This window comes from Streptomyces coryli (assembly GCF_011044975.1).
GTDB classification, from domain to species: domain Bacteria; phylum Actinomycetota; class Actinomycetes; order Streptomycetales; family Streptomycetaceae; genus Streptomyces; species Streptomyces coryli.
Genome location: NZ_JAAKZV010000107.1, coordinates 1 through 25816 on the forward strand (window position 1 = coordinate 1; position 25816 = coordinate 25816).

Annotated in this window: 23 protein-coding genes; 7 read left to right on the forward strand and 16 right to left on the reverse strand. The window is 73.9% G+C overall.

The window, feature by feature from the left end:
• The 8 genes from G5C51_RS22705 to G5C51_RS22740 all read right to left on the reverse strand — a co-directional run.
• The coding region (locus G5C51_RS22705; protein ID WP_165240011.1) for a sensor histidine kinase at positions 1 to 2537 on the reverse strand (2537 nt) is incomplete at its 3' end.
• 85 nt (positions 2538 to 2622) lie between these two features.
• Positions 2623 to 3321 carry an ABC transporter ATP-binding protein gene (locus G5C51_RS22710; RefSeq protein WP_165240012.1) on the reverse strand — a complete coding sequence of 233 codons (699 nt, stop codon included), beginning with the start codon at positions 3319 to 3321 and terminating at the stop codon, positions 2623 to 2625.
• Positions 3318 to 4238, reverse strand: a complete 921-nt coding sequence (locus G5C51_RS22715) for an ABC transporter ATP-binding protein (protein ID WP_165240013.1) — start codon at positions 4236 to 4238, stop codon at positions 3318 to 3320. Before G5C51_RS22715 ends, G5C51_RS22710 begins: the two co-directional genes overlap by 4 nt.
• Complete coding sequence (locus G5C51_RS22720; RefSeq protein WP_165240014.1) at positions 4235 to 7036, reverse strand: hypothetical protein; 2802 nt, start codon at positions 7034 to 7036, stop codon at positions 4235 to 4237. The genes G5C51_RS22715 and G5C51_RS22720 overlap by 4 nt, the downstream gene beginning before the upstream one ends.
• Entirely contained in the window at positions 7033 to 10368 is a 3336-nt protein-coding gene (locus G5C51_RS22725) for an ABC transporter permease (RefSeq protein ID WP_165240015.1), read from the reverse strand. Before G5C51_RS22725 ends, G5C51_RS22720 begins: the two co-directional genes overlap by 4 nt.
• Positions 10369 to 10547: 179 nt before the next feature.
• On the reverse strand, positions 10548 to 11309 hold the full coding sequence (locus G5C51_RS22730) for a DUF3710 domain-containing protein (protein ID WP_165240016.1): 762 nt from the start codon (positions 11307 to 11309) through the stop codon (positions 10548 to 10550).
• A gap of 1 nt (position 11310) precedes the next feature.
• A complete protein-coding gene (gene dut / locus G5C51_RS22735) occupies positions 11311 to 11826 on the reverse strand; it encodes a dUTP diphosphatase (protein ID WP_165240017.1) in 516 nt (171 codons plus the stop codon).
• Positions 11823 to 12386: a hotdog domain-containing protein gene (locus tag G5C51_RS22740; RefSeq protein WP_165240018.1), complete on the reverse strand. Its 564-nt coding sequence runs from the start codon at positions 12384 to 12386 to the stop codon at positions 11823 to 11825. Before G5C51_RS22740 ends, dut begins: the two co-directional genes overlap by 4 nt.
• 39 nt (positions 12387 to 12425) lie before the next feature.
• Here G5C51_RS22740 and G5C51_RS22745 point away from each other — a divergent pair, with 39 nt between their 5' ends.
• Positions 12426 to 12884 carry a DUF3093 domain-containing protein gene (locus G5C51_RS22745; protein ID WP_165240019.1) on the forward strand — a complete coding sequence of 153 codons (459 nt, stop codon included), beginning with the start codon at positions 12426 to 12428 and terminating at the stop codon, positions 12882 to 12884.
• On the opposite strand, the gene G5C51_RS22750 is transcribed toward G5C51_RS22745, so the two are convergent.
• The 4 genes from G5C51_RS22750 to G5C51_RS22765 all read right to left on the reverse strand — a co-directional run bounded on the left by G5C51_RS22750 (position 12850) and on the right by G5C51_RS22765 (position 16258).
• Positions 12850 to 13635, reverse strand: a complete 786-nt coding sequence (locus G5C51_RS22750; RefSeq protein WP_420824842.1) for a hypothetical protein — start codon at positions 13633 to 13635, stop codon at positions 12850 to 12852. The two genes, G5C51_RS22745 and G5C51_RS22750, sit on opposite strands and share 35 nt — an antisense overlap.
• Positions 13636 to 13645: 10 nt before the next feature.
• Positions 13646 to 13945 (reverse strand): DUF4193 domain-containing protein, encoded by a 300-nt coding sequence (locus tag G5C51_RS22755; RefSeq protein ID WP_165240020.1) that lies wholly within the window; start codon positions 13943 to 13945, stop codon positions 13646 to 13648.
• 374 nt (positions 13946 to 14319) lie between these two features.
• Positions 14320 to 15600 (reverse strand): sensor histidine kinase, encoded by a 1281-nt coding sequence (locus G5C51_RS22760; RefSeq protein ID WP_165240021.1) that lies wholly within the window; start codon positions 15598 to 15600, stop codon positions 14320 to 14322.
• A 4-nt stretch (positions 15601 to 15604) separates the two neighbouring features.
• The gene (locus tag G5C51_RS22765) at positions 15605 to 16258 is read right to left on the reverse strand and encodes a response regulator transcription factor (protein ID WP_165240022.1); all 654 of its coding nucleotides are present in this window, start codon (positions 16256 to 16258) and stop codon (positions 15605 to 15607) included.
• 300 nt (positions 16259 to 16558) lie between these two features.
• On the opposite strand from G5C51_RS22765, the gene G5C51_RS22770 reads away from it, so the two are divergent.
• The gene (locus tag G5C51_RS22770) at positions 16559 to 16735 is read left to right on the forward strand and encodes a LarC family nickel insertion protein (RefSeq protein WP_165240023.1); all 177 of its coding nucleotides are present in this window, start codon (positions 16559 to 16561) and stop codon (positions 16733 to 16735) included.
• A gap of 62 nt (positions 16736 to 16797) precedes the next feature.
• Here the strand turns inward: G5C51_RS22770 and G5C51_RS22775 are convergent, their stop codons facing one another.
• Both G5C51_RS22775 and G5C51_RS22780 read right to left on the reverse strand, forming a co-directional pair.
• A complete protein-coding gene (locus tag G5C51_RS22775; RefSeq protein ID WP_338118264.1) occupies positions 16798 to 17598 on the reverse strand; it encodes an inositol monophosphatase family protein in 801 nt (266 codons plus the stop codon).
• A 14-nt stretch (positions 17599 to 17612) separates the two neighbouring features.
• A complete protein-coding gene (locus tag G5C51_RS22780) occupies positions 17613 to 18740 on the reverse strand; it encodes a ferrochelatase (protein ID WP_420824843.1) in 1128 nt (375 codons plus the stop codon).
• Positions 18741 to 18916: 176 nt separating this feature from the next.
• On the opposite strand from G5C51_RS22780, the gene G5C51_RS22785 reads away from it, so the two are divergent.
• Positions 18917 to 20230 carry a D-arabinono-1,4-lactone oxidase gene (locus G5C51_RS22785; RefSeq protein ID WP_165240024.1) on the forward strand — a complete coding sequence of 438 codons (1314 nt, stop codon included), beginning with the start codon at positions 18917 to 18919 and terminating at the stop codon, positions 20228 to 20230.
• On the opposite strand, the gene G5C51_RS22790 is transcribed toward G5C51_RS22785, so the two are convergent.
• Positions 20227 to 21288 (reverse strand): hypothetical protein, encoded by a 1062-nt coding sequence (locus G5C51_RS22790; protein WP_165240025.1) that lies wholly within the window; start codon positions 21286 to 21288, stop codon positions 20227 to 20229. The genes G5C51_RS22785 and G5C51_RS22790 overlap by 4 nt on opposite strands.
• Positions 21289 to 21663: 375 nt before the next feature.
• On the opposite strand from G5C51_RS22790, the gene sepH reads away from it, so the two are divergent.
• The 3 genes from sepH to G5C51_RS22805 all read left to right on the forward strand — a co-directional run bounded on the left by sepH (position 21664) and on the right by G5C51_RS22805 (position 24645).
• Positions 21664 to 22800 carry a septation protein SepH gene (gene sepH, locus G5C51_RS22795; protein WP_165240026.1) on the forward strand — a complete coding sequence of 379 codons (1137 nt, stop codon included), beginning with the start codon at positions 21664 to 21666 and terminating at the stop codon, positions 22798 to 22800.
• 82 nt (positions 22801 to 22882) lie between these two features.
• Positions 22883 to 23479: a DUF5998 family protein gene (locus tag G5C51_RS22800; RefSeq protein ID WP_165240027.1), complete on the forward strand. Its 597-nt coding sequence runs from the start codon at positions 22883 to 22885 to the stop codon at positions 23477 to 23479.
• A gap of 2 nt (positions 23480 to 23481) precedes the next feature.
• Complete coding sequence (locus tag G5C51_RS22805; RefSeq protein WP_165240032.1) at positions 23482 to 24645, forward strand: alkaline phosphatase family protein; 1164 nt, start codon at positions 23482 to 23484, stop codon at positions 24643 to 24645.
• On the opposite strand, the gene G5C51_RS22810 is transcribed toward G5C51_RS22805, so the two are convergent.
• Complete coding sequence (locus G5C51_RS22810) at positions 24642 to 25421, reverse strand: VOC family protein (RefSeq protein ID WP_420824844.1); 780 nt, start codon at positions 25419 to 25421, stop codon at positions 24642 to 24644. The genes G5C51_RS22805 and G5C51_RS22810 overlap by 4 nt on opposite strands.
• 111 nt (positions 25422 to 25532) lie before the next feature.
• Between G5C51_RS22810 and G5C51_RS22815 the strand changes: the two genes are divergently transcribed.
• Positions 25533 to 25816: sulfurtransferase (locus G5C51_RS22815; protein WP_276617656.1), on the forward strand; the 284-nt coding region annotated here is incomplete at its 3' end.

Consider the following 25816-nt stretch of genomic DNA (forward strand, 5'->3'; position numbering starts at 1 on the left):
GGGAGGTCCGCGGGGGCCGGGGGCGCGGTGGCGGCGGACGGCAGCGTCAGCACCATGGTCAGGCCGCCGCCGGGGGTGTCGTCCGCCACCAGGGTGCCTCCCATGGCCTCGGCGAAGCCGCGCGCCACGGCGAGGCCGAGGCCGACGCCCGCGCCGCGGGGGGCGTCGCCGTACCGCTGGAAGGGCTCGAAGATGCGGTCCTTGGCGCTGTCCGGGACGCCGGGGCCGCGGTCGACCACCCGCAGCTCCACGCGGGTGCCGAGGGCGCTGGCGCGGACCAGCACCGGCTGGTCGGCGGGGCTGTACTTGACGGCGTTCTCGACGACATTGGCGACGCTGCGCTCCAGCAGGCCCGGGTCGACGGAGACCATCGGCAGCGTCTCCGGGATGTCGAGGACCACGCTGCCCTCCGGCACCCCCGCGAGGGCCTTGGGCACCACCTCGTCGACGTCGATCTCGCGGACCAGCGGCCGCACGGTGCCGGTCTGCAGCCGGGACATGTCGAGCAGATTGCCCACCAGGGCGTCGAGCCGGTCCGCGCCGTGCTCGATGGACTCCAGCAGCTCGGCCTCGTCCTCCTCCGACCAGGCGACGTCGTCGGAGCGCAGCGAGCTGACCGCGGCCTTGATGGCGGCGAGCGGGGTGCGCAGGTCGTGGCTGACGGCGGCGAGCAGGGCGGTGCGGATGCGGTTGCCCTCGGCGAGCTTGCGGGCCTCGGTGGCCTGGGCGGTCAGCCGCTGCCGGTCCAGCACGGTCGCGGCCTGGGCGGCGAAGGCGCCGAGCACCCGGCGGTCGGCGGCGGGCAGCTTGCGGCCGGTGAGGGCGAGCGCGAGGTGGTCGCCGACCGGCATGTCGACATCGGCGTCGTCGGGCCGTACGAGCTGCTCCGGCACGGTGCCGGCGCGGCCCGCGCAGGTCCAGGCGTCGTCGCCGTCCTCGGCCCGCTCGAAGAGCGCCACGGACTCCATCGCGAAGGTCTCCCTGACCCGCTCCAGCAGCGCCTCCAGGGACGTCTCGCCGCGCAGCACGCTGCCCGCGAGATACGACAGGATCTCCGCCTCCGCGCGCAGCCGGGCGGCCTGGTGCGTACGCCGGGCGGCCAGGTCGACCACGGACGCGACGGATACGGCCACCGCGAAGAAGATGCAGATCGCGACGATGTTCTTGGGGTCGTCGATGGTCCACAGGTGGGTGGGCGGGATGAAGTAGTAGTTCAGCAGCAGCGAGCCGAGGGCCGCCGCGGCCAGCGCCGGCAGCATGCCGCCGAGCAGCGCCGCCGCCACCGTGAGGCTGAGGAACAGCAGCACGTTGTTGGCGAGTCCCGCGCCCGGGTCCAGGAGGGTGAGCAGGTAGGTCAGCAGCGCCGGTCCGGCCACGCCCACGGCCCAGCCGGCCAGCGCGCGCCCGCGGCCGAGCCGGGCGCCGCGGGCGATGGGCAGCCCGCGCCCGGCGCCGACCTCGTCGTGGGTGACGATGTGCACGTCCAGGTCGGCGCCGGAGTCGCGGGCCACCGTGGCGCCGACGCCGGGGCCGAAGATGTACTGCCAGGCCTTGCGGCGGCTGGAGCCGAGCACGATCTGGGTGGCGTTCACGCCGCGCGCGAACTCCAGCAGCGCGTCCGGGATGTCCTCGCCTATGACCTGGTGGAAGGTGCCGCCGAGGTCCTCGACCAGGGCCTGCTGGACGGCCAGCTCCTTGGGGGAGGCGGCCGCGGAGAGGCCGTCGCTGCGGGAGATGTAGACGGCGAGCACCTCGCCGCCCGCGCCCTTGGTGGCGAGCCGGGCGGCGCGGCGGATGAGCGTACGGCCCTCGGGCCCGCCGGTGAGGCCGACGACGATGCGCTCGCGGGCCTGCCAGGTGGAGCGGATGCTGTGCTCGCTGCGGTAGGCGCGCAGGTAGTCGTCGACCCGGTCGGCGACCCACAGCAGCGCGAGCTCGCGCAGGGCGGTGAGGTTGCCGGGGCGGAAGTAGTTCGACAGGGCGGCGTCGATGCGGTCCGGGCGGTAGATGTTGCCGTGCGCCATGCGGCGGCGCAGCGCCTGTGGCGACATGTCGACCAGCTCTATCTGGTCGGCCTTGCGCACCACCTCGTCGGGGACGGTCTCCCGCTGCCGCACGCCGGTGATGTTCTCGACGACGTCGCCGAGGGACTCCAGGTGCTGGATGTTGACGGTGGAGATGACGTCGATGCCGGCGTGCAGCAGCTCCTTGACGTCCTGCCAGCGCTTCTCGTTCCGGGAGCCGGGGACGTTGGTGTGCGCCAGCTCGTCGACCAGCGCGACCTCGGGGCGGCGGGCGAGCACCGCGTCGACGTCCATCTCCTCGAAGCCGGCGTCGCGGTAGCCGATGGTCCTGCGGGGTATCTGCTCCAGCCCGTGCAGCATCACCTCGGTGCGCGGCCGCTGGTGGCACTCGACGAAGCCGACGACGACGTCCGTGCCCCGCTCCATCCGCCGGTGCGCCTCGGACAGCATCGCGTACGTCTTGCCCACCCCCGGCGCCGAGCCGAGGTATATGCGCAGCCGTCCGCGTCCCATGAGTCGATTGTCCGTCCCGCTCGGATGTTCGTGCATGTAGAGCGTACGGCGGGCCGACGGGCAAAACGGGCGGTTGGGGCCCTGCTCAGGCGGTCTTAGCGCTTTCCTGACGAGCGGGGGTGATCAGGCCGTCGCCGAGCTCCAGCACCCGGTCGGCGACGTCGAGGACCTGCTGGTCGTGGGTGGCGATGATCGCGGTGACACCCTCGTCCCGTACGACCGCGCGCAGCAGCCGCAGCACCTCCAGGGAGGTGTCCGCGTCGAGCTGCCCGGTGGGCTCGTCGGCGATCAGCAGCGCGGGACGGTTGGCGAGGGCGCGGGCGACCGCGACCCGCTGCTGCTGGCCGCCGGAGAGCTCGCCCGGGCGCTGCCCGGCGTGGTCGGTGAGGCCGACCAGGGCGAGCAGCAGCGCCACCCGCTCCTCGCGCTCGCTCGGCGGGGTGCGGCGCAGCCGGAGCGGCACGCCGACGTTCTCGGCGGCGGTGAGGATCGGGATCAGCCCGAAGGACTGGAAGACGAAGCCGATCCGGTCCCGGCGCAGCGCCAGCCGCTCCGTCTCGTTCATGTCGGCGAGGTCGCGGCCGTCGACGGCGATCCTGCCCTGCTGGGTGGAGTCGAGACCACCGATCAGGTTCAGCAGCGTGGTCTTGCCCGACCCGGAGCGGCCGCGCAGGGCGACGAGCTCGCCGGCGGCCACCTCGAGCGAGACGCCGCGCAGGGCGTGCACGGCGGTGGGCCCGCTGCCGTACGTGTGGTGGACGTCCTCCACGATGACGACGCTCATGACGCACCCTCCCCTTCCTCGTCGTCGTCCGCGCCGGCCCGCCACACGCCGATGTGGTCCTCCTCCGGCGTCAGCCTGACCCGGTCGCGGAGCCGGTAGCGGTCCACGTACTCGCGCGGCAGCTGCAGCCGCCCCACCCGGTCGAGCACGGCGTACTCCTCGGCGCCGCCTTCCGCGGCACCGCCGCGCAGCGTCTCGGCCGAGGTGCGGCCGTCGCGGATCCTGATGGTACGGCGGACGTGCTCGGAGACCTGGGTGTCGTGGGTGACCACCAGGATGGTGGCGCCGAGCTCCTCGTTGGCGCGGCGCAGCGCGCCGAACACCTCCGCCCCGCTGGTGCTGTCCAGCTCGCCGGTGGGCTCGTCGGCGAGCAGCACCCGCGGCCCGTTCGCGGCGGCCACGGCGACGGCGACGCGCTGCTGCTCGCCGCCGGACAGCTCGGCGGGGCGGCGGTCGCGGCAGTGGCCCACGCCGACCGCGCCGAGCAGCTCGTCGGCGCGGGCCCGGCGCTGCCCGCGGGGGCTGCGGGCGTAGCGCATCGGCAGGGCGACGTTCTCCAGCGCGGTCAGGTGCGGCAGCAGATTGCGCGCGGTCTGCTGCCAGATGAACCCGACGGTCCGCCGCCGGTACCCGAGCCGCTCGCGCCGCCCCATGGCGAGCAGGTCGTGCCCGGCGACGGCGGCCCGCCCCGCGGAGGGCAGGTCGAGCCCGGACAGGATCCCGAGCAGCGTCGATTTCCCGGACCCGGAGGCCCCGACGAGCGCGGTCATCTCGCCGTCGGCGACGGTGAGATCGAGGCCCTGGAGGGCCTGCACCTCGACGCCGTCGGTACGGAAGATGCGGACGAGGTTGTCGCAGCGGATGAGGGGGTCGCCCTCGCCTGCCCGCCGCCGACCGGCCTCCGGGTCCGTCGTCATGACTCCTCCCCCACTCGCAGGGTCGCACCGAGTCCGCGCCGCCTGGCGGCAGCGGTCTCCGCGACGACCGCCAAGGCGATCAAGGCCAGCAGGCCGCAGCCGAGCGCGGCCAGCAGCCCGTAGTCCGTATGCAGCGCGGGCTCGGCGGGCGTCCCCGCGAGCCGGCGCAGGTCGAGCGCGGGCCCGAGCACCGCGGGCAGCGCGAGCCCCACGGCCAGGCCGCCGGCCACCGCGGCCAGCGCCATCGGCAGCAGTTGCACCGCGCCGAGCGCGGCCGCGGACCGCCCACTGAAGCCGAGCAGCCGCAGCCGGGCGAGCGTGCGCCCGCGCTCCGGTGCGGTGAGCGCCAGCTCCAGCAGTACGGCGAGCAGCGCGAGCACGGCCGTGGCCGCTCCGCACACCGCGCTCACCCGCTGCGCGGGGCGCAGCACGTCGCCCGGCCCCGCCGCCGTCTCCTCCGCGCGGAAGTGCAGCGCGTCGTCCACCTTGAGTCCGACGACGCCGGTCGCCATGACCAGGGCGCGCAGCCGTGCGGGGTCGATGCGCTCGCCGTACAGCAGCAGCATCCGGTCGCCGGGCTCCACCATCCCGGCGCGCTTGGCCGCGGCCACCGCGCCGGTGTCGGTGAGCAGCAGCGGGCTGGTGGTGCCTGGCGGGTCGCTGCGGCCGCGCAGCAGCGGCCCGAGGAGCGGGTCCCTGGCGGCGTCCGCGCCGAGTTCGGCGACGACGCGGATGCGTACGGAGGTGCCCTTGAAGCCGGTGGTGTAGCTGTCTCCCGCGGTGCCCGCGGAGCCCACCGCCGGGATCTCCACGCCCTTGCCGCGCCCCTCCCCGGCGGCGTCGAGCGCGCGCAGCGCCCGGGCGGCCGGCGAGTCGGGGCGGGCCGCCGCCAGCCGCCCGGGGTCGACGGCCACCAGGTCGGCGGAGCGGCGGCTCAGGCCCGTACGCATGCTGATGAGCTCGGTGCTGTAGCCGGTGACGGGCACGGCGTGCTCGACGCCGGGGGCGCGGTGCAGCTCGGCGCCGCTCTGCTGCAGGCCGGTGAGGACGGCGTCGGCGCCGCCGGTGCGCCACTCGAGGCCGGTGCGCCGCCCCTCGGTGACGGTCTCGGACACCAGGCCGGTGAAGACCGCCGTGCCCAGGGTGGTGACGAGGACCAGCAGCGCGAGCGCCTTGGCCGGCGCCTCCTTCCCCGCCCTGGCCAGCGCGATCAGTCCTACGGCGCCGCGGCCACGCCCGGCGAGCCGGGCCAGGGCCCGTACCGGCAGCGGATAGAGCCGGATCAGCACGACGACGACGGCGAGGCCTGCCAGCACCGGCACCGCGGCGAGCTGCGGGTCGGGGCCCGAGGTGGTGCCGCGGACGCGCAGCGCGACGATGCCGGCGACGGCCGCCAGCAGCACGGCCGCCTCCGCGGTGAGCCGGAGCCGGGCGGGCCGCCGGACGCCGGCGTCCGGCTCCTCGCGGCGCAGCCGGCGGTCACTGGTGGTCGCCGCCGTGAGCGCCGGAACGGCGAGCCAGGCCAGGGCGGCGACCACGATCGCCCACCCCGCCCTGACCGGCACGTCGGGCACCACGAGGCCGGCGGCGAGCAGCCCCGCCCCGAGGCCCGCGGCCGCGAACGGCAGGGTGAGCAGCGCCCGTTCCAGGGCGAGCCCCGTCGCCGAGGCGCCGCGGGCGCGCCGCAGCTGGTCCGGTACGGCCCGGCGGCGGACCGCGAGCCGGGCGATGACGACGACGGTGGCCAGGCCGACGGCGGCGAGGGAGGCCAGCGCGAAGGAGCCGAGCAGGGCTGCCTGTTCCCACTCCGCGCCGAGCGCCCGGATCACCGGCGTGGCCTCGTCGTCGACATCGGGCGTCAGCGTCTGGCCGGGGGCGGAGGCGTTGAGCAGCGCGGCGTCGTCCCAGATGTGCTGCTCGCCCGCCTGCCGGTACGCCGCGATGCCGCGGATCAGCTCCGCCCTGCCGTCGTCCCCGGTGAACCGGGCCGCCTGCGCCGCGGTCAGCCGCAGCGGGACCCGCCAGTCCGCCGTGAACTGCATCGTTCCCCGGTCGAAGGCCGCCGGCAGCGCCCCGACGTGGATCAGCGCCTCGGCCTGCAGCGCTCCCCCGGCCCGCAACGGCCGCTCGAGCAGCGGGTGCACGCTGCCGAGCGCGGCCGGGCCGCGCGCCTCGGGGGTCCGGAAGACGCCGCTGACCACCAGCGGTCCCGAGTAGCTGTGCCGCCGGTAGACGCCCCCGAGGTGCTGGTCCGGCGCATTGGTCCGGATCCGCGCGCCGGGGCGCAGCCGCAGCGCGTCCCTGGTGTGCGTGGACACGGCGATCTCGATCGGCTCGCCCGCCTTGGGGGCGCGCGGCGCCCGGCCGGCCACGTACGCCGGGTCCCGCGGCGCGTCCTGCGCGTACAGCAGGCGCAGCGAGGTCAGCCGGCCGCCGATCCTGGCGCCGGTCTCGGGCAGCCCGATGTGCGTGACCGGCAGTCCTAGCGGGCCGACCAGGTTCTGCGGGCGCTGCCTGGCCAGATTGCCCCCGATCAGCTCGAGGTCCGAGGCGAGCACATCGGGCCGCTCGGGCATGGGCAGGTCGAGTCCCGGCCGGAAGGTCCTGCTGAACCGGACCGCCGCGTCCGACTCCTGCGCCTCGCCGATACGGGCCGCCAGCACCCGCCCCTCCGCCCGGTCCAGCAGCGGCGGGGCGGCGGCGGTGCCGCCGGCGAGCAGCGCGATCAGCACCAGCAGCCCGGCGAGCAGCGGCAGTTCGGTCCGTATCTCCCGCAGCGCGGGGGCCCGGCGGGTCATGCGGTGCCCTCCTCGCCCGCGCGCAGCACCCGCGCCAGCTCGACCCGCGCCAGCACCCGGGCCGCGGCCGACACCGCGAGGCAGATGACCAGCGCCGTGCCGGCGGTGAGCAGCAGCACCCGGCCCCATGGCACGACCGGCACCAGCTCGGGGAAGACCGGGCTGCCGTGCGCGTCCACCCCGAACACCGGCGTGATGACGCAGGCCAGCGCCGTCCCGGCGACCGCGCCGACCACCGCGCCGTACAGCGCGAGGCCGAGCTGCTCGGTCCACAGCACCCCGGTGAGCTGCCGGCGGCGCACCCCGAGCGCGCGCAGCAGCGCGAACTCGCCGGCCCGGCGGCGGACCGCGAGCACGGTGTGCAGCGCGAAGCCGATGACCGCGAAGGCCGGGGCGAGCACGAGGCACAGCACGTACGCCGCCTCAGGGGCGGTGCGCAGCGGGGCGGCGGCGAGTTCCGCGCGGGTCCCGGGGATGTCGGTGGCGGTGCCGAGCTCCGGTGCGCGGCGGACGGCGGCGAGTGCGGCGGAGGCGTCGCCGCCGTCGGCCGAGAGCCACCAGAACGCCTCGTCGCCGAGTGGATCGCGGCCCAGGCGCACCAGCGCGGCGGAGAGCACGCGGGTGTCGACGAGCAGCCGGGACTCGTCCGGATCGAATCCGGGTATCGCCCCGATCCGGCCGACGATCTCGACCGGGATCTTCGCGTTGTCGACCGAGACCTCCACCCGGCTGCCGGGGCTCGCCTGCCCGGAGCGGATGAGCTGGTCACCGGCGAGGGCGGGCACCGGCCGCAGCCGCTCCCGCGCGGGATAGTCGAGGCCGAGCGCCAGCCGCCAGCTGAGCCACTTCTCCGGCAGCGCCGTGTTGGGTCCGCGCAGCACGGCGTCGAGCAGCTTCCCCGGTCCCGGCCGGTGCTCGCACAGGACGTATCCGGTGGCGTCCCGCGCATAGCTGTCCGGCTTCGGGGGGCCGCCCATGCCCGGGCAGCCGGCCAGCCGCTTCGCCGGCCCCTCCGGCATGACGTCGCGCCAGTCCAGGTCCTCGCCGGCTCCCTCGAACTCATCGATGGTCAGCCGGTACGTGCGCCGCTCGCTCTCGTGCTCGGTGCTCAGCTGCAGCGAGGTGATGCGCAGCGGGCCGCTGCGGCGGCCGAGCTCGAACCGGATCCGCCGGGACTTGCCGTCGGCGGCGGGGAGCACCTGGCTGACGGTGTGCGCGAGGCCGTCGGCGTCCTCCAGCGTGAGCCCGAACCGGAACGGCTCCGCGGTGCCGGGCCCGGTGGCCTCCAGCCGGACCCGCATGGTCAGTTCCCGCGGCAGGCCGGGCAGCCCGATGCCGTGGGCGGCGGGCTTCGCGGCGAGCCGCCGCAGCTGCCCGGCGAGGTCGCCGTCGGCGACGTCCGGCCGGGCGGCGGGCACCGGGCCGCCCCCGCCATCGCGCTGAGTGGGCGCCAGCTCCCGGGTGTTCACCGCGGTGAGGGCCCCCGACTCGCTGCCGATGGGCGTGGGCACGTCGATCACCGGGCTCACCGCGCCGACCCCGGGCAGCTGCTCCAGCCGCCCGCGCCGCTGCGGCGCCGCGACGAACCCCTCCTTGTCGCCCTCCGGCCGCACCCGCAGGTCCGCACCGTTCTGGAAGGCGGCCTGGTCGCGGTCGCCGCGCTCCATGATCACCACTGCGGTGCCGCTGAGCGTGGCCACCGCGAGCGCGAGTGCCACCAGCAGCACCGGTCCGGCATGGCCGCCGTGGCGGCGGCCGAGCTGCCAGCCGCCGAGCGGCAGCACCAGGCCACTGGAGCGGCGGGCGAGCCGGTCGAGGCCCCGGCCGGCGAGCGGCAGCAGCCGCAGCGCGAGCAGCACGGCGGCCGCCGTCATCGCGACCGGCGCGAGCACGAGCACCGGATCGAGGGTGCCGCCGCCCGCGACCGGACTGCGGTAGGTCTCCAGCTGCCACCACGCCAGCACCGCGACGGCCGCCAGCGCCAGGTCCGTACCGGCCCGCTGGAAGGCCGCCCAGCGCGCGCCGCGCAGCCGCAGCCGGGACAGCGCCCGGCGGTCGCGCGCGGCCCGTGCCGCGGGCACCAGCACCGCGGCGCCGTGCACCACCAGCGCCCCGGCCGCGACGGTCCAGCCGGCCGCGGTGGCGGCGGTCGGCGGCGGTACGGCATCCAGCAGCCCGGCATCGTGCAGCAGCCGCAGCAGCGGTCCGGCCAGCAGCGGTCCGGCGACCGCGGCCGGCACCGCCACGAGCGCCCACTGCGCCGCCGCCTCACCGGTGACCTGCAGCGGACCGCCGCCGCGGGCGACCCGCAGCGCCTGCTCGGACTCGCGGTGCCGGTGCAGCTGCCGGGCGGTCAGCAGCAGCGTGGCGGTGGCCAGCGCGGCCAGCAGCGCGGCCGGGATGTACATGCTGCCGCGGGTCACCGCCACCGGGACGTCCAGCGTCCGCAGCGCATACGGCAGATCGGCCTCCGCCTCGGCGTCCTTCAGCGGCGGCCGCTCCCCGCGGAAGACCGTCAGGTCGGTATTGCTGCCCCCGAACTCGGCCGACCGCCCGCGCAGCGGCCCGATGTCCCCCAGCCGCACCCGCTCGGCATCCGGCACCGCCAGCCAGGTCGCGGACGCGTCCTTCTCCAGCGCGGGGATACGGGCGAAGGCCCCCGGCGGCGCCAGCGCGACGCTGTCCGGCGTCCCGAAGCTGCCGGTCATCCGGTCCCACAGCGGGGCCCCGCCATCGCGCGGCCGGTACGTGCCGGTGATCCGCGCCCGCAGCGTCTCGCCCTTCTCGCCGAGCGTGAGCGTGCCGCCGGGCCGCAGCCGGTGCCGCTCCGCGAAGTCGGCGCGCACCGCGATCTGCAGTCCTTCCCCGCCGCCGGCGGGCCAGCGCCCCGCGGCCAGCCGGGCGTGCCGGGCGGGCTCCTCCGGCGCCAGCAGCGTGAGCGCCACGGCGGCCTCGAGGGTGTCGTCGGAGAGCCGGATCGCGCCGCCGGAGCGCACGACCACCTGATCGGCATCGGACGCCGGCGCCCGCAGCAGCCGCTCGGTGCGGTGCGGCACCCCGCCGTAGACCCGGTCCAGCGCACTGCGTACGGCCCCGTCGGCTTCCCGCACTCCCCCGGGCTCGTACGCCCCGCTGACCCGGACCGCCGCCCCCTGCTCGGCGGCGAGCCGGCGCTGCGCGCCCTGCTCGGCCTCGTGCTCGGTGAGCGCGACGAGGGCGGCCAGCACCGTGACGGAGAGCAGCACGGCGAGCCCGGCGGCCGCGTGCACCAGACCGAACCGCGGCCGCCGCCTTAAGGCCGGAGGCCGGGTCGGCGCCCCCCGTCGGGCCATGACAGCCATCCCCGTACACCCCCGTAGTGGTCCAGACCCGTCGGGAGCGTACCTGAGGGGGACAGGAGCATGTCAGACCATGAACACCGGGCTTGACCGGTCCGTTATCGCCCGCGGACAGGCAAAAGGCGGCGCCCGGAAGAATCCGGACGCCGCCTGAAGCCTTGCGCGTGAGCCGCTCAGCGGATCTCGGTGACCTCGGGCCCGCGCTGCAGCTGGTCGATGCCGCCCGCGAAGCGGGAGCCCTCCTGCTGGTCCTGCTGCACGCCGTCCGGCACCATCTGGGCGTCGCTCGGCAGCTTCAGGACGATCGGGTCGCGGGGCGCCATCGGCGACTCGCCGCGGACGACGACCGCGTCCCGGAAGATCTGCTCCAGCACCCCGGCGGCCTGCGGCTGCACCGCGCCCTGGCCGGAGATCACGCCGCGCAGGAACCACCGCGGGCCGTCCACGCCCACGAAGCGGACCACCTGCACGCCGCTCTTGCCGTCGGGCAGCTGCACCGGCACCTGAGCGCGCAGCTCCCAGCCGAGCGGACCCTCGATCTCGTCGACGATGCCGCCCTGCTGCGTGATGCCCGAGGCGATCTCGGCGCGCACCTCGCCCCAGATGCCCTCGTTCTTGGGGGCGGCGAAGGCCTGCAGCTGGATCGCGCTGTCGCGCAGCACGACGGTCGCGGCGACGATCTCCTCGCCGGCGACCTCCACCCGCAGCTCCATGCCGTCGACCCCGGGCACATACACCCCGCCGAGGTCTACGCGCCCCTCTTCGGGGGCGTCCACCTCGGTGATGTCCCACGGCCCGTCGGGCCGCGGCGCCGGCGGGAGGGCGTACGAGGACTTCTTGTCCTCGTCCTGCTCCTCCTCGTCGAGCTCGGCCTCAGCGCCGTCGGCGAGCTGGTCGACGGGCTCCTCGTGCCCCTTGCGACGACGTCCGAACACGTCACTGTCCTTCCCGGTCGGCAACGACCGAAGCGTAACCCTGGGCAGCCGTGAGATCCCCCAGCGAGGCGTGGCCTCCGGTGGATCCATGACCCCCTTCGCCCCTGGCGGAGCCGGGGAGCTCGGCCACCTCGTGGAAGCGGGCCTTCTCCACCTGCTGGACCACCAGCTGGGCGATCCGGTCGAATCGCTCGATCCGGACGCTCTCGCGCGGATCGAGGTTGACCACATTCACCTTGATTTCCCCACGGTACCCGGCATCCACGGTTCCGGGGGCATTCACCAGCGTGACGCCGCAGCGGGCGGCGAGCCCGGACCGCGGGTGCACGAAGGCCGCGTACCCGTCCGGGAGCGCGATAGCCACGCCGGTGCCGAGCAGCGTCCGCTCGCCGGGGGCGAGTTCGGCGGCCTCGGTGGTCACCAGGTCGACGCCGGCGTCGCCGGGATGGGCGTACGACGGCAGCGGCACCTCGGGGTCGGTGCGGCGGATGAGGATGTCGACGGGCTCACGGGTCACGGGTTCACCTCGAAGGCGCGGGCGCGGCGGACCTGGTCCGGGTCGTCCATGGCGGCCTTGATCTCCTCATCGCGGCCGTGCTCGATGAAGTGGTCCACCTTGACCTCGATGAAGAGGGCGTCCGCCTTGACGGCGATCTCCCCGTCGGGCCCGCCGAGCCGGCCGGTGGCGGTGGAGTAGATCTTGCGGCCCTTGACGCCGGTCACCTTGGCGTCGAGGTGCAGCTTGGTGTCCACGGGTACGGGCCGGACGAAGTCGACCTCGAGGCGGCCGGTGACGGCGATGGTCCGCAGCAGCCAGTTCAGCGAGCCGAGGGTCTCGTCCAGGGCGCTCGCCAGCACGCCGCCGTGGGCCAGGCCCGGCGCGCCCTGGTGGGCCTTCTTGACCGTGAACTCCGCGGTGACGCTGACGCCTTCACCCGCCCGCGCGGCGAGGTGCAGCCCGTGCTCCTGGCCGCCGCCGCAGCCGAAGCACTCGTCGTAATGGGGGCCGAGGAGCTCGCCGGGCGCGGGCGCGTCCGGGTGTCGCTCCGGCGGCTTCAGGTTCGTACTGGCACTCACGTGGTCAGACCCTACCCGCGCGCGTGGCAGGCTTGGCACATGGCTTCAACGCAGTCGTACGAAGAACGTCTGAGCGCACCCCGATCGTGGTGGCTCATCGTGGCGCTGACCGGTATCGCGGCCGCCCTGATCGTGACGCCCTACGGCGTTCTCGCCGCACTCGGCGGCCTCGCCATCGGCGTCGCCCTGTCGGCCGCGGCCGTCAGCTCGTACGGCTCGGCGCGCATCCGCGTGGTCTCCGGCTCGCTGGTCACGCCCACCGCCCGGATCCCGCTGACGGCCCTGGGCAAAGCGGAGCCGCTGGACGCGGAGGAAGCCAGGGCGTGGCGCACGCACAAGGCGGACACGCGGGCGTACATGCTGCTGCGCGCGTACGTATCGACGGCGGTACGGGTGGAGGTCACCGATCCGGAGGACCCGACGCCGTATCTGTACCTGTCGACGCGTCAGCCGGAGCGGCTGATCAAGGCTCTTCAGCCGACGCAGCAGGCCCAGTAGGACCACCGGTACCACCGGGCAGCTCGGGACGCTCAGGAGCCGTGGGCTCCAGCGCCTCCCAGTTGACCTGCCGCCGCCGCAGATCCCGGCGGATCCGCTCCGCGAGATGCCGCGTCTCGCGGCGGTTCATCATCGCGCCGGCAGCCGCGCCGATCATGAACGGCGCCAGCGTCGGCAGATTCCGCAGCGTCCGCTTCAGGACACGCTGGCGGAGCTCCCGGCGCATCTGGGTGCCGAGCACCCCGTTCAGCGTCCGGGGCTTCGTGGGGTCGACCCCCCGCTCGTCGGCCCACGCGCCGAGATAGGCGGTGGCCCGCTGCCGGGAATTGCCGGGCGGCCGGGCGCCGTACACCTCATGCAGCTCGGCGATGAGCTTCAGCTCGATCGACGCCACCCCGGTGAGCTCCGCGGCCAGCTCGGTCGGCATCGCGGGCGGTACGGGCAGCATCGCCGCCGCCCCGACTCCTGCCCCCACGGTGGCGCTGCCTTTCACGGCCCCGGCGACGAGCTTGTCGGCAAGCTCTTCGGGTCCGAGGCCGGGAAACTGACGCCGCAGGGTCTCGAGGTCGCGGACGGGGATGCGCGGGGCAGTCGCGATGATCAGGTCGGTGACCGCGCCGGCCGCGGCGCGGGCGCGCCCCAGCGGGCGCGCCTTGGCGACCTCCACGGCCTGGCCGGGCTGGTCGAGCCCGTCCCCGGCCTGCGGCCGGGGATGCCCCTCGGCCTGTTCCTCGCGTCCCACGCGCTTCACCGCGACGACCTCAGGCCGCGCAGTCGCGGCAGATCGGGTGGCCGTTCTTCTCGGCGGCCAGCTGGCTGCGGTGGTGCACCAGGAAGCAGCTCATGCAGGTGAACTCGTCCTCCTGCTTGGGCAGCACCCGGACCGCCAGCTCTTCGTTCGACAGGTCCGCGCCGGGCAGTTCCATGCCCTCCGCGGCCTCGAACTCGTCCACGTCGACGTTGGACGCGGACTTGTCGTTCCGCCTGGCCTTCAGCTCCTCGATGCTGTCGTTCTCGACATCGTCATCGGTCTTGCGTGGAGTGTCGTAATCGGTTGCCATGGTCGCTCTCCCCCTCTGGGTGTCTGCGGTGTCTCCAGCGCTCGTAACGCGTGAGAGGCCGGACTTGTGCCCGACCCGAGGCGGAGATTTTGCCTCACTTCAAGGTCTGTTACGCAATCGACACCCAACCGGACCCCTGAAGAGGTGATCGGGCCAGGTGGCGAAGGGGACCGTACACGGTCCGAATGGCGGGCTCGCGCGCGCCACCCCCTGTAGTTCCCACGTCGATGGCCTGCGGAAACCCGGATCTTCCAGGACTTTTCCGGGCTGATTGCGATCCGCAGCGCACACGTTCGGACGCATTGGCAATTGTGATCGATCGCACATTGCGCCCCCGGCTCGGAAACTGGCGTAAAACGCTCGGTCCGCGCCGCTCAGACCGGCAGTGTGACACGGATCTCAAGCCCGCCCCCCTCTCTTGGCTCCGCCGTGACCGTGCCGCCGTGCGCCCGCGTCACGGATCGCACGATGGACAGGCCGAGGCCGACGCCCTTGTCGCTGCCGGTGCGCTCGGTACGCAGCCGGCGGAACGGCTCGAACAGGTTGTCCACCTCGTACGCCGGGACGACGGGTCCGGTATTGGACACGGCCAGCACCGCATGGCCCGGATGCGCCTCGGTGGTGACCTCGACCCAGCCGCCCTCGCGCTGGTTGTAGCGCACGGCGTTCTGTACGAGGTTCAGCGCGACCCGCTCCAGCAGCACGCCGTTGCCCTGCACGTACGCCGGGGCGCGCACGCCGCGGAGCTCGACGCCCTTGGTGTCCGCCTCGGTCCGCGCCTGGTCGACGGCCTGCGAGGCCACCTCGGAGAGGTCGACGGGCTTGCGCTCGACGAGCTCGTTCTCGCTGCGGGCGAGCAGCAGCAGGCCCTCGACGAGCTGCTCGCTGCGCTCGTTGGTGGCCAGCAGGGTCTTGCCGAGCTGGGCCAGCTCGGGGGTGGCCTCCGGGTCGGACATCTGGACTTCCAGCAGCGTCCGGTTGATCGCCAGCGGGGTGCGCAGCTCGTGCGAGGCGTTGGCGACGAACCGCTGCTGGGCGTTGAAGGCCCGGTCGAGGCGGTCCAGCATCTCGTCGAAGGTGTCGGCCAGCTCCTTGAGCTCGTCGTCGGGGCCGTCCAGCTCGATGCGCTTGTGAAGATCGGATCCGGCCACGCTGCGGGCGGTCCTGGTGATCCGGCCGAGCGGCGAGAGCACCCGCCCCGCCATCACGTAGCCGAGCGCGAAGGCGGCGATGGTGAGGCCGACCAGGGACAGCAGCGAGCGGCGCAGCAGCGAGTCGAGCGCCTGGGCGCGCTGGTCGGCGACGCAGTTGTCGAGGATGTCGTTGAACTGGTCCGTGGGCAGCGTGCGGCCGCGCAGCTCCGGGCAGTAGTTGCTGGTCAGCTGCAGCTGGCTGTCGCCGAGCACACGGAAGGGCGAGGAGCCGCCGTTGTGCAGCGCCTGCGCGGCCAGCAGATAGATGATCGTCAGCAGCACCATGCCGGCCATCAGGAACATGCCGCCGTACAGCAGCGTGAGCCGTATCCGGATGGTGGGCCGCAGCCACGGGTACTGCCGGGAGGGGTCGCGCGGGTCCCAGGTGGGTTTGGGCGGCGCGGCGGGCTGGGTGCCCGGCCCCGGCCCCACCACCTCCGTCTTCAGGTTTCTGTCGTCCATGTGTCTAAATCCGGTAGCCGGAGCCCGGCACGGTGATGATCACCGGCGGCTCGCCGAGCTTGCGACGCAGCGTCATGACGGTGACGCGCACCACGTTCGTGAACGGGTCGGTGTTCTCGTCCCAGGCCTTCTCGAGCAGCTGCTCCGCGGAGACCACGGCCCCGTCGGCGCGCATCAGCACCTCCAGGACGGCGAACTCCTTCGGCGCCAGCTGGATCTCCTTGCCGTCGCGGGACACCTCGCGGCGGTTCGGGTCCACCCGGATGCCGGCCCGCTCCAGGACGGGCGGCAGCGCGGCCGTGGTGCGCCGGCCCAGGGCCCGTACGCGCGCGATCAGCTCGCTGAACGCGAAGGGCTTCGGCAGATAGTCGTCCGCGCCCAGCTCGAGGCCCTCCACCCGGTCGCTGATGTCGCCGGCGGCGGTCAGCATCAGCACCCGGGTCGGCAGCCCGAGCTCGACGATCTTGCGGCAGACGTCGTCGCCGTGCACCACGGGAAGGTCGCGGTCGAGGACCACGACGTCGTAATCATTCAGATCGATGCGGTCGAGCGCGGCGGCGCCGTCGTAGACCACATCCACCGCCATGGCCTCCCGGCGGAGCCCGGTGGCAACAGCATCGGCGAGCAGCTGCTCGTCCTCGACGACGAGTACGCGCAAGGCGGTGTCCTTCCCTCACTATGAGTGCTTGTGCACCCGTCCATCCTGCACGGAAGGACCATAAACCGGTGGTAAGGGGAGCGCCGGTGAACCGCTGTGAGCCCGGTGGAATCTTTTTCCCGCTGCGGATGTTTTGCCCTTCGCCAGGGCGGGGAGTACGACTCCACACCCGCCGATCACTGCTGTGTATGCCTATCCCGGGCACGGCACACGAGCTGTAGCTCACCGGGCACTCCAGGTGATCACCCACCGTCGGCACACCCCCGTGCCCACCGACCTATACCGACGAGGGGGCGCAAGATGGACGCATTCACCGCTGGTCTTCTGCAGCGCATAAGGAATACCGAAACCGACATCGAGCAGGCCCGTGAGTCGGGCGACGACTTCCTCGTCGAGGTCGAACAGGCCGAGCTGGAAGACCTCCGCCGCCTGGCCGAGGCGCACGGCGTCCCGGTCGAGGCCGGTCAGTCCCACTGACACCAGGAAAACAGCCGAAGGGCCCCGCTGCACCCGCAGCGGGGCCCTTCGTGTGAGCCGGGTCAGCCGCGCCAGGCGCCCAGGTCCTCCAGGATCCGCTGCAGCGGCTCGAAGACCCCGGGAGAGCCGGCCACGGTCAGCTCGTGCGACGGCCGGCCGCCGGGCCGCCCGCCGGTCAGGGCCCCCGCCTCGCGGGCGATCAGGTCGCCCGCCGCCGCGTCCCAGGGGTTCAGCCCCCGCTCGTAGTATGCGTCCAGCCGGCCGCAGGCCACATCGCACAGGTCCAGCGCCGCGGAGCCGCCCCGGCGGATGTCCCGCACCTGCGGCAGCAGCGTCCGTACGACCTCGGCCTGCGCCACCCGCCGCTCCCGCAGATAGCCGAAGCCGGTGCCGATCAGCGCCTCGGAGAGCGGCGGCGCCGGGCGGCAGCGGATCGCCGCCCCTTCGCGGTACGCGCCGCGCCCACGCACCGCGTGGAAGGTCTCCCCGCGCTGCGGTCCGGCGACGACGCCGACGACGGTCTCGCCCTCGTACTCGGCGGCGATCGAGACCGACCAGTCGAGCCGGCCGTAGAGATAGTTCACCGTGCCGTCGATCGGGTCGATCACCCAGCGCACCCCGCTGGAGCCCGCCACGTCCGCGCCCTCCTCGCCGAGGATGCCGTCGTCCGGCCTGGCGTCCAGCAGAAAGCCGGTGACCAGCTTCTCCGAGGCGATGTCCATCTCCGTGACCACGTCGATGGGGCTGGTCTTGGTGGCGGCGACGCCGAGGTCGGCCGGGCGGCCGTCGCGGAGCAGGTCGCCGGCCCGGCGGGCGGCTTCCTGGGCGAGCTCGAGCAGTTCGTCCTTGAGCCGGTCGTTCACGGGGGTCTCGCTTCTCAGTCGGTGCCCGCGGCGGCGGGCTTGGGCGTACGGGCCGGGCAGCAGCCCGCCGGGCAGAGGTCGTGGCTCGGTCCGAGCGCGCCCAGGGCGCACCGCTCGGCCCCGGGGACGCCGCGCTCGGCTTCCGCCCGCTCCAGCACCAGTTCCCGCAGCCCGGCGACGAAGCGCGGGTCGGCGCCCACGGTCGCGGACCTGACCACCGGCAGACCCAGCTCCTCGGCCTTGGCCTTGGCTTCGGTGTCGAGGTCGTAGACGACCTCCATGTGGTCCGATACGAAGCCGATCGGCGCCATGACGACGGCCGGTGCGCCGGCGCCGTGCACGTCCTCCAGGTGATCACAGATGTCCGGCTCCAGCCACGGGATGTGCGGGGCGCCGCTGCGGGACTGGTAGACCAGCTCCCAGGGCCGGTCGACGCCGGTGGCCTCGCGGACCCGGCCGGCGATGATCCGGGCGACGTCCAGGTGCTGGGCGACGTACGCGCCGCCGTCGCCGTGCCCCTCGACCGGGCCCGAGGTGTCGGCCGCGGAGGTCGGGATGGAGTGGGTCGTGAAGGCGATCCGGGCGCCGTCCCGTACGGACTCGGGCAGCTCCTGCAGCGCGGTCAGGACGCCCTCCACCATCGGCTCCACGAAGCCCGGGTGGTTGAAGTAGTGCCGCAGCTTGTCGACCCGCGGCGGCTCGATGCCCTCCGCGCGCAGCGTCTCGATGGCGTCGGCGAGGTTCTCGCGGTACTGGCGGCAGCCGGAGTACGAGGCGTATGCGCTGGTCACGAGGGTGAGGATGCGCTTGCGCCCGTCCTGGGCCATTTCCCGGAGGGTGTCCGTCAGGTACGGCGCCCAGTTCCGGTTCCCCCAGTACACCGGCAGGTCCAGGCCCGTGTCCGCGAAGTCCTTGCGCAGCGCGGCCAGCAGCTCGCGGTTCTGCGCATTGATCGGGCTCACGCCGCCGTACAGGAAGTAGTGCTGCCCGACCTCCTCGAGCCGCTCCCGCGGGATGCCCCGCCCCTTGGTGACGTTCTCCAGGAACGGCACCACGTCATCCGGCCCCTCCGGACCACCGAAGGAGAGCAGAAGCAGGGCGTCGTACGGAGCCGCGGGCGGAAGTTCAGGCAGTTCGGACATGCCATCGATCCTAGGGTCTGCCTGGAGTCTCCCGCCTGCGCCCCGACGCCCGGCACGCACGCACCGGACGCCGCTGCGCCGCGCTTCGCGCGACGACGGGAGACTCCAGGCAGACCCTCAAGCGACCTGTGAGTAGGATCTCCCGGCACCGGAGCTACGGGAGGGGCCTGAGCCACATGACCAGCACCACCACGACCAGCGTCTGGCGCAATTGGGCGGGGAATGTCACGGCCCGGCCGGCCCGGAGCGTCTCGCCCGCGACGACCTCGGATGTCGCGGAGGCGGTGCGCGATGCGGCGGCCGCCGGGCTGCGGGTCAAGGCGGCCGGGACCGGGCATTCGTTCACGGCCGCGGCGGCCACGGACGGGCTGCTGATCCGGCCGGAGCGGCTGGCAGGGATCCGCGCGATCGACCGCGCCGCCGGGACGGTCACGGCGGCCGCGGGCACCCCGCTGAAGCAGCTCAACCTGGCCCTGGCGGCCGAGGGCCTGTCGCTGACCAACATGGGCGACATCATGGAGCAGACGGTCTCCGGCGCCACCGCCACCGGCACCCACGGCACCGGGCGGGACTCGGCGTCCATAGCCGCGCAGATCGCCGGGCTCGAGCTGGTGACGGCGGACGGGCGGGTGCTGCAGTGCTCCGAGAAGGAGCACCCGGAGATCTTCTCCGCGGCCCGGCTCGGCCTGGGCGCGCTGGGCGTGGTCACGGCGGTGACCTTCAACGTGGAGCCGATGTTCCTGCTCACGGCGCGCGAGGAGCCGATGTCGTTCGACAAGGTGACGGCGGACTTCGAGCAGCTGGCGACGGAGAACGAGCACTTCGAGTTCTACTGGTTCCCGCACACGGACAACTGCAGCACCAAGCGCAACAACCGCAGCGACGGCCCGGCGAAGCCGGTGGGGACGCTGAGCGGCTGGTTCGAGGACGAGTTCCTGTCGAACGGCGTCTTCCACGCCGCCTGCGCCCTCGGCAAGGCCGCCCCCGGCACGATCCCCGGCATCGCCAAGATCTCCAGCCGCGCGCTCTCCGCCCGTACGTACACGGACATCGCCTACAAGGTCTTCACCAGCCCGCGCCGGGTCCGCTTCGTGGAGATGGAGTACGCGCTGCCGCGCCAGGAGGCCGTCGCCGCGCTGCGGGAGCTGAAGGCGATGGTGGAGCGCTCCGACTTCCGGATCAGCTTCCCTGTGGAGGTGCGGGTCGCCCCCGCCGATGACATCCCGCTGTCGACTGCCTCCGGGCGGGATACGGCGTACGTGGCCGTACACATGTACCGCGGTACACCCCATGAGGCGTATTTCGGCGCGGTGGAGGAGATCATGACGGCGCACGGCGGCCGCCCGCACTGGGGCAAGCTGCACAGCCGTGACGCTGCGTATCTGGCGGCGGCGTACCCGCGCTACGCCGAATTCACGGCGCTCCGGGACCAGCTGGACCCGGAGCGCCTCTTCGCCAACGACTACCTGCGGCGGGTGCTGGGCGACTAGCCCGCCGAGGACTCCGTCTTCGGCTGGACGTCGCCGGCCCCGGAGCCGCTCTCCGGCGTGGCGGCGCCGTCGTCCGGCGTGGTGGGGGTGGGCGTCGTGGCCGGGGATTCCTTGCCGCCGTCGTCCTGGCCGCCGCTGCCGCCGGGGTCGGTGGAGCTGCCCGGGTCGGGCTTCTGGCCGCCGCCCTGACCGCTCTGGCCGTCCTCGGTGGCGCCCGGGGACGGCTTGGTGGCGCCGTCGTCCTCGCCGCCGGTGCCGGAGGTGGCGCCGCCGGTGGGCTGGTCGTCCTGCTTCTTGTCCTGGTCGGCGCCCTTTTCCTGCTGCGGGTCCACCGAATCGTCGGTGCTCTTGCCGCCGCCGCCGAAGATCGAGCCGACGCTGGTGCCGCCGCCGTTGCCGCGCCCCCACACGTCGGACATGGACTCGCCGGCGATGGCCTCGACCGCGGTGATGGCGCCGAGGCCGATGGCGAAGACGCCGGCAGCGGTGAGCGCGATGCGCTTCCAGCGCAGGCCGCGCTTGGCGGAGCCGTGGACGGTGGCGTCGCCGTAGCCGGCGTCGGCAGGCGCGTCAGCGGCCTTGTCGCCGTCGCCGGGCCCGCCCGCGCCCAGCAGCGCGGTCTCGTCGGCCTGCGGCATCAGCTGCGTGGCCTGCAGCGTCCGGGTCGCGCCTGCGCCGACGGCGGTCTGCGCCTCGGGCGCCTCCGCGGCCTGCGCCTCGGTGGCCAGGGCGACCGGCGCGTCCGCGGTCACGCGGTCCGTCCGGTTCAGCGCCGGCAGGACCTTGGTGACCTTCGTCGCCTTCGGCCCGTGTACGGCGACTTCCTTGATCTGCTCTCCCGTACGCCGGAAGAAGTGCTGGAACACCGCGCCGCCCGCGGTCGCACCCACGCTGACGACGCCGGCGCCGATGATCGTGCCGTACACGCCCATGCTCGACGCCAGGAAGGCGGTGACCACGGTGGCCGCCGCACTGCCCGCCACCTGCGCGCCGCTCAGGTCGATCTTTTTCTGATCGCCGTTCGGTCGTTCCGTGCCGGTTTCAGACTGCTTCTGCATCCCCATCCCAAGAATCGCTCTTTTGGCCCCCATCCTCGACAGAAACGACATTCTTGCGGACCGGATAGTTCCGAATGTGGACATACTGTGACCCACTCCACGTCCCGGCGCGGCCCGCGAACCAACTCCCGTAATCCCGGAAGACTTAGACGGCGTGCCGGTCCACTACGGTGGCCCGAATGGAGTACTGTGGCGAACCCGTGCTCCGGTGTCCCGTCCGGCAGGTGACTCCTCGGTCACTCTGCGTTGCAAACTGGTAACCGTGCCATAACGGCGCATCGGGCCCACGGCCCGACACGCCGGGCAACTCGGCAATGTTGTGGCAGGCTGCACCCGGGCAGGCCACACTCGACTAGCGGAAGCAGCGACGCACACGTGACGTCGGCAGGCACCACCCGGGAGGTCCCCATGCCCGAACTGCGTGTCGTGGCCGTCAGCAATGACGGCACACGGCTGGTGCTGAAGGCTGCGGACTCGACGGAGTACACCCTTCCGATTGACGAACGGCTGCGCGCCGCCGTCCGGAACGACCGTGCCCGGCTCGGCCAGATCGAGATCGAGGTCGAGTCGCACCTGCGGCCCCGCGACATTCAGGCCCGCATACGAGCCGGTGCCTCCGCCGAGGAGGTCGCCTCGCTCGCCGGCATCCCGGTCGACCGGGTCCGGCGCTTCGAGGGTCCCGTGCTCGCCGAGCGCGCCTTCATGGCCGAGCGCGCCCGCAAGACTCCGGTGCGCCGCCCCGGCGAGACCGGCGGCGGCCCCACGCTGGGCGACGCCGTCTCCGAGCGGCTGCTGCTGCGCGGCGCGGACAAGGACACCGTCCAGTGGGACTCCTGGCGCCGCGACGACGGCACCTGGGAGGTCGTCCTCGGCTACCAGGTGGCCGGCACCCCGCACTCCGCGGGCTGGACCTACGACCCGCCGCGGCGGCTGGTCCAGGCCGTGGACGACGAGGCCCGGTCGCTGATCGGCGAGACCGACGAGGCGCCGGAGCCGAGCTTCCCGTTCGTGCCGCGGATCGCGCGGCTGCCGCGGGACGAGGCGGGCCGGGACGGTTCCGGCCCGGAGGGCGCCGACCAGGAGCAGCACCGCGAGCGGGAGCGCCCCGGCGACCCCGCGAGCGGCGCCGGCAAGGGTGACTCGCTGACCAGCCTGCTGGAGTCGGTGCCGAACTTCCGCGGCGACATGGTCGTCCCGAAGCCGGCCCCGCCGCCGTCCGCGCCCAAGCCCAAGGAGCGGGCCCCGGAGCCGGAGCCCCCGGCCACGGTGCCGCCGGTGATGCCGCCGACCGAGCCGGAGGAGCAGCGCGAGGAGCCGCCGGCTCCGGCCGCCAGCGCCGGCTCGGCGTACGCGGATGTGCTGATGCCGCGCTCGGTGGGCGCCCACCGCGACCGCCTGACGGGCAACACGGACCGCCAGGCCGAGGCCGACGGCGTCCGCCCCGGCCGCCGCGCGGCGGTCCCGTCCTGGGACGAGATCGTCTTCGGCAGCCGGCGGAAGAAGCCGGAGTAGTACGGGCGGGCCCGCGCGCTGCGCGGGCCCGAACCCGTGCAAGGGACCGGCCCGCCGCGAGGCGCATCGTATGCTGGTGCCCATGGCAAAGACCGGAACCGCGACCCAAGGCCTGCGTGAGGCCATCGAGCGCAGCGGCTACTACCCCACGCTCGTGGGGGAAGCCGTCGATGCTGCCGTCGGCGGCGAGCCGGTCAGTTCGTACCTGGTGCACCAGGAGACGACCTTCGACTCCAACGAGGTCCGCCGGCACGTCACCGTCCTGGTCCTGACCAAGACCCGCTTCCTCGTCAGCCACACCGACGAGCAGGCCGCGGACGGCACCTCCCCGACGCCGTACGCGACCACCTCCACGGAGTCGGTCAAGCTCTCCCGGATCTCGTCCGTCGTGCTCAGCCGGGTCGTCGCCAACCCCGAGTCGTACACCCCGGGCACCCTCCCCCGCGAGGTCGTGCTCACCGTCGGCTGGGGCGCCGTCGCCCGGCTCGACATGGAGCCGGCCACCTGCGGCGACCCCAACTGCGAGGCCGACCACGGCTACACCGGCTCCTCCACCGCCGACGACCTGAGCCTGCGGGTCAGCGAGGCCGGTGACGGCCCCGAGACCGTCCGCCAGGCCCTCGCCTTCGCCCAGGCGCTCTCCGAGGCCACGGCCGAGGGCGGCGCCGCGCCCAGGTGAATCTGACCCACACCTCCTCCTGGCCGGAACCGCTCGACGCCCGCACCGCCCCGGCCCCCCGCTACGGCACCGGCGCCCTCGCCGACGTCCTGCCCACGCTCGCCGCGGGCCTCGGCGTGCCCGGCTTCGCCGCCGCGCTCCCGCTGCAGCCCGTGGACCGCGCCTGCGTCTTCCTCATCGACGGCATGGGCTGGGAGCTCCTCCTGGCCCACCCCGAGGAGGCGCCCTTCCTGCACGCCCACGCCACCGGGGAGCCGATCACGGCGGGCTTCCCGGCCACCACCGCCACCTCCCTGGCTTCCGTCGGTACGGGCCTGCCTCCGGGCTGCCACGGCCTGCCCGGCTACAGCGCGCTCAACCCGGACACCGGCGAGCTGATGAACCAGCTCCGCTGGAACCCCTGGACCGACCCGCACGCCTGGCAGCCGTACCCGACGGTCTTCGAGCTGGCCGCGGCCGCCGGCGTGCACACCTGCCAGGTCTCCTCCCCCGCCTTCCAGCACACCCCGCTCACCAAGATCGCGCTCAGCGGCGGCACCTTCCACGGCCGCCTCTCCGGCGAGGAGCGCATGGACCTGGCCGCCGAGCAGCTCGGCGCCGCGGACCGGTCGCTGGTCTACACGTACTACAGCGAGGTCGACGGCAAGGGCCACCGCTACGGCGTCGACTCCGACGCCTGGCGCGGCCAGCTGAACTACGCCGACCGCCTCGCCCAGCGGCTCGCCGAGCAGCTCCCGCCGCGCTCCGCGCTGTACGTCACCGCGGACCACGGCATGACGGACATCCCGTTCACCCCCGAGCACCGCTACGACTTCGACGAGGACTGGGAGCTCAGGGCCGGCGTCCGGCTGCTCGGCGGCGAGGGGCGGGCCCGGCACGTCTATGCCGTGCCGGGGGCCGCGGGCGACGTGCTCACGGTCTGGCGCGAGGTGCTCGGCGATCAGGCGTGGGTGGTGAGCCGGGACGAGGCGATCGGGCTCGGCTGGTTCGGCCCGCGGGTCGACGAGCGCGTGCGGGCCCGTATCGGCGATGTCGTCGTGGCGGCGTCGGCGGACATCGCGATCGTGGCCAGCCGCACCGAGCCGAAGGAGTCGGCGCTGGTGGGCATGCACGGCACGCTGACGCCGCGGGAGCAGCTGGTGCCGTTGATCGAGGTGCGGGGCTAGCCGGTGGTGGTCTCGGTGTCGGTCCCGGCGGCGATCATCGTGAAGACGGCTCCTTCCGGGTCGGCCACCTCTACCGCGCGGCCGTAGTCCCCGTCGTACGGGCCGCGTCGCACCCGTCCGCCGAGCTCGATGACGAGCTTGGCCGCGGCGTCGACGTCCGCGGCGCCGAAGTACGTCATCCAGTGCGGCGTCTCGTGCCCGTCGCCACCGCAGATGGCGGCCACCGGGTGGCCCTCCACCTCCAGGGTGATCTGGTCGGGCCCGGTCTCCCGGGCCGCGTAGCCGAAGACGTTCTCGTAGAACTTCGCGGCCGCGGCGGCGGGCGTCTCCGCGGTCAGCAGGTCGTTCCAGACGGTGCTGCCCGGCGTGCCGTGGCGCTGCGCGCCCTCGTGCCGGCCGGCCTGCCAGATGCCGAAGACGGCACCCGCCGTATCGGAACAGACGGCCAGCCGCCCGGCGTCCTCGGCGTCCAGCGGCCCGACCGCCACGGTGCCGCCGCAGTACCGGACGCGATCGGCGGTGGCATCGGCGTCGTCGGTGGCCAGGTAGGTGGTCCAGGCGAGGCGCAGGTGCCGGTCGGTGGCGAGCACGCCGATGCCGGCCACCTCGCGGTCGTCGAGCAGCGCGCGGACGTACGGTCCGAGCTGCTGCGGTCCCGGGCGGAACTCCCAGCCGAAGAGCGCGCTGTAGAAGTCCTGGGTGGCCTCGAGGTCGTGCACCATCAGGCTCGCCCAGCACGGCATGCCGGGGGTGCGCGGGTGCGGGGTCATGGTCACTCTCTCCTATGGCCATCGCGGGCGGTGGGGCAGGCGTAACGCGCTGTAGATGCTTCCATCGCTTCTGTGATTGCGCTGCCCCTCTGCGGCGAATTTCCGCCGTACGCCAAGATGGCCTGCATGACTGCTTCCATCATCTCCGCATCCGAACTCGCGAGCGACTTGAGCACGGGGGGCAGCACTGCGGTGCTGCTGGACGCCCGGTATCAGCTGGGGGGCCCGCCCGGGCGCCCTGAGTACGAGGCCGGGCACATCCCCGGGGCGGTGTACGTGGACATGGACACGGAGCTGGCGGGGCCGCCTGGGGACGGTGGCCGTCATCCGCTGCCTGACCTGGAGGTCTTCGGGGCGGCGATGCGGCGGGCCGGGGTGTCGGCGGGGCGGCCTGTGGTGGT

Excerpts from the sequence above, each read along its gene's own strand:
- G5C51_RS22720 (WP_165240014.1), bottom strand. The coding sequence starts at position 7,036 with ATGACCCGCCGGGCCCCCGCGCTGCGGGAGATACGGACCGAACTGCCG.
- G5C51_RS22780 (WP_420824843.1), bottom strand. The coding sequence starts at position 18,740 with ATGTCCGAACTGCCTGAACTTCCGCCCGCGGCTCCGTACGACGCCCTG.
- G5C51_RS22760 (WP_165240021.1), bottom strand. The coding sequence starts at position 15,600 with ATGGACGACAGAAACCTGAAGACGGAGGTGGTGGGGCCGGGGCCGGGC.
- G5C51_RS22710 (WP_165240012.1), bottom strand. The coding sequence starts at position 3,321 with ATGAGCGTCGTCATCGTGGAGGACGTCCACCACACGTACGGCAGCGGG.
- G5C51_RS22785 (WP_165240024.1), top strand. The coding sequence starts at position 18,917 with ATGACCAGCACCACCACGACCAGCGTCTGGCGCAATTGGGCGGGGAAT.
- G5C51_RS22800 (WP_165240027.1), top strand. The coding sequence starts at position 22,883 with ATGGCAAAGACCGGAACCGCGACCCAAGGCCTGCGTGAGGCCATCGAG.
- G5C51_RS22790 (WP_165240025.1), bottom strand. The coding sequence starts at position 21,288 with ATGCAGAAGCAGTCTGAAACCGGCACGGAACGACCGAACGGCGATCAG.
- G5C51_RS22725 (WP_165240015.1), bottom strand. The coding sequence starts at position 10,368 with ATGGCCCGACGGGGGGCGCCGACCCGGCCTCCGGCCTTAAGGCGGCGG.
- G5C51_RS22755 (WP_165240020.1), bottom strand. The coding sequence starts at position 13,945 with ATGGCAACCGATTACGACACTCCACGCAAGACCGATGACGATGTCGAG.
- G5C51_RS22715 (WP_165240013.1), bottom strand. The coding sequence starts at position 4,238 with ATGACGACGGACCCGGAGGCCGGTCGGCGGCGGGCAGGCGAGGGCGAC.
- G5C51_RS22745 (WP_165240019.1), top strand. The coding sequence starts at position 12,426 with ATGGCTTCAACGCAGTCGTACGAAGAACGTCTGAGCGCACCCCGATCG.
- G5C51_RS22770 (WP_165240023.1), top strand. The coding sequence starts at position 16,559 with ATGGACGCATTCACCGCTGGTCTTCTGCAGCGCATAAGGAATACCGAA.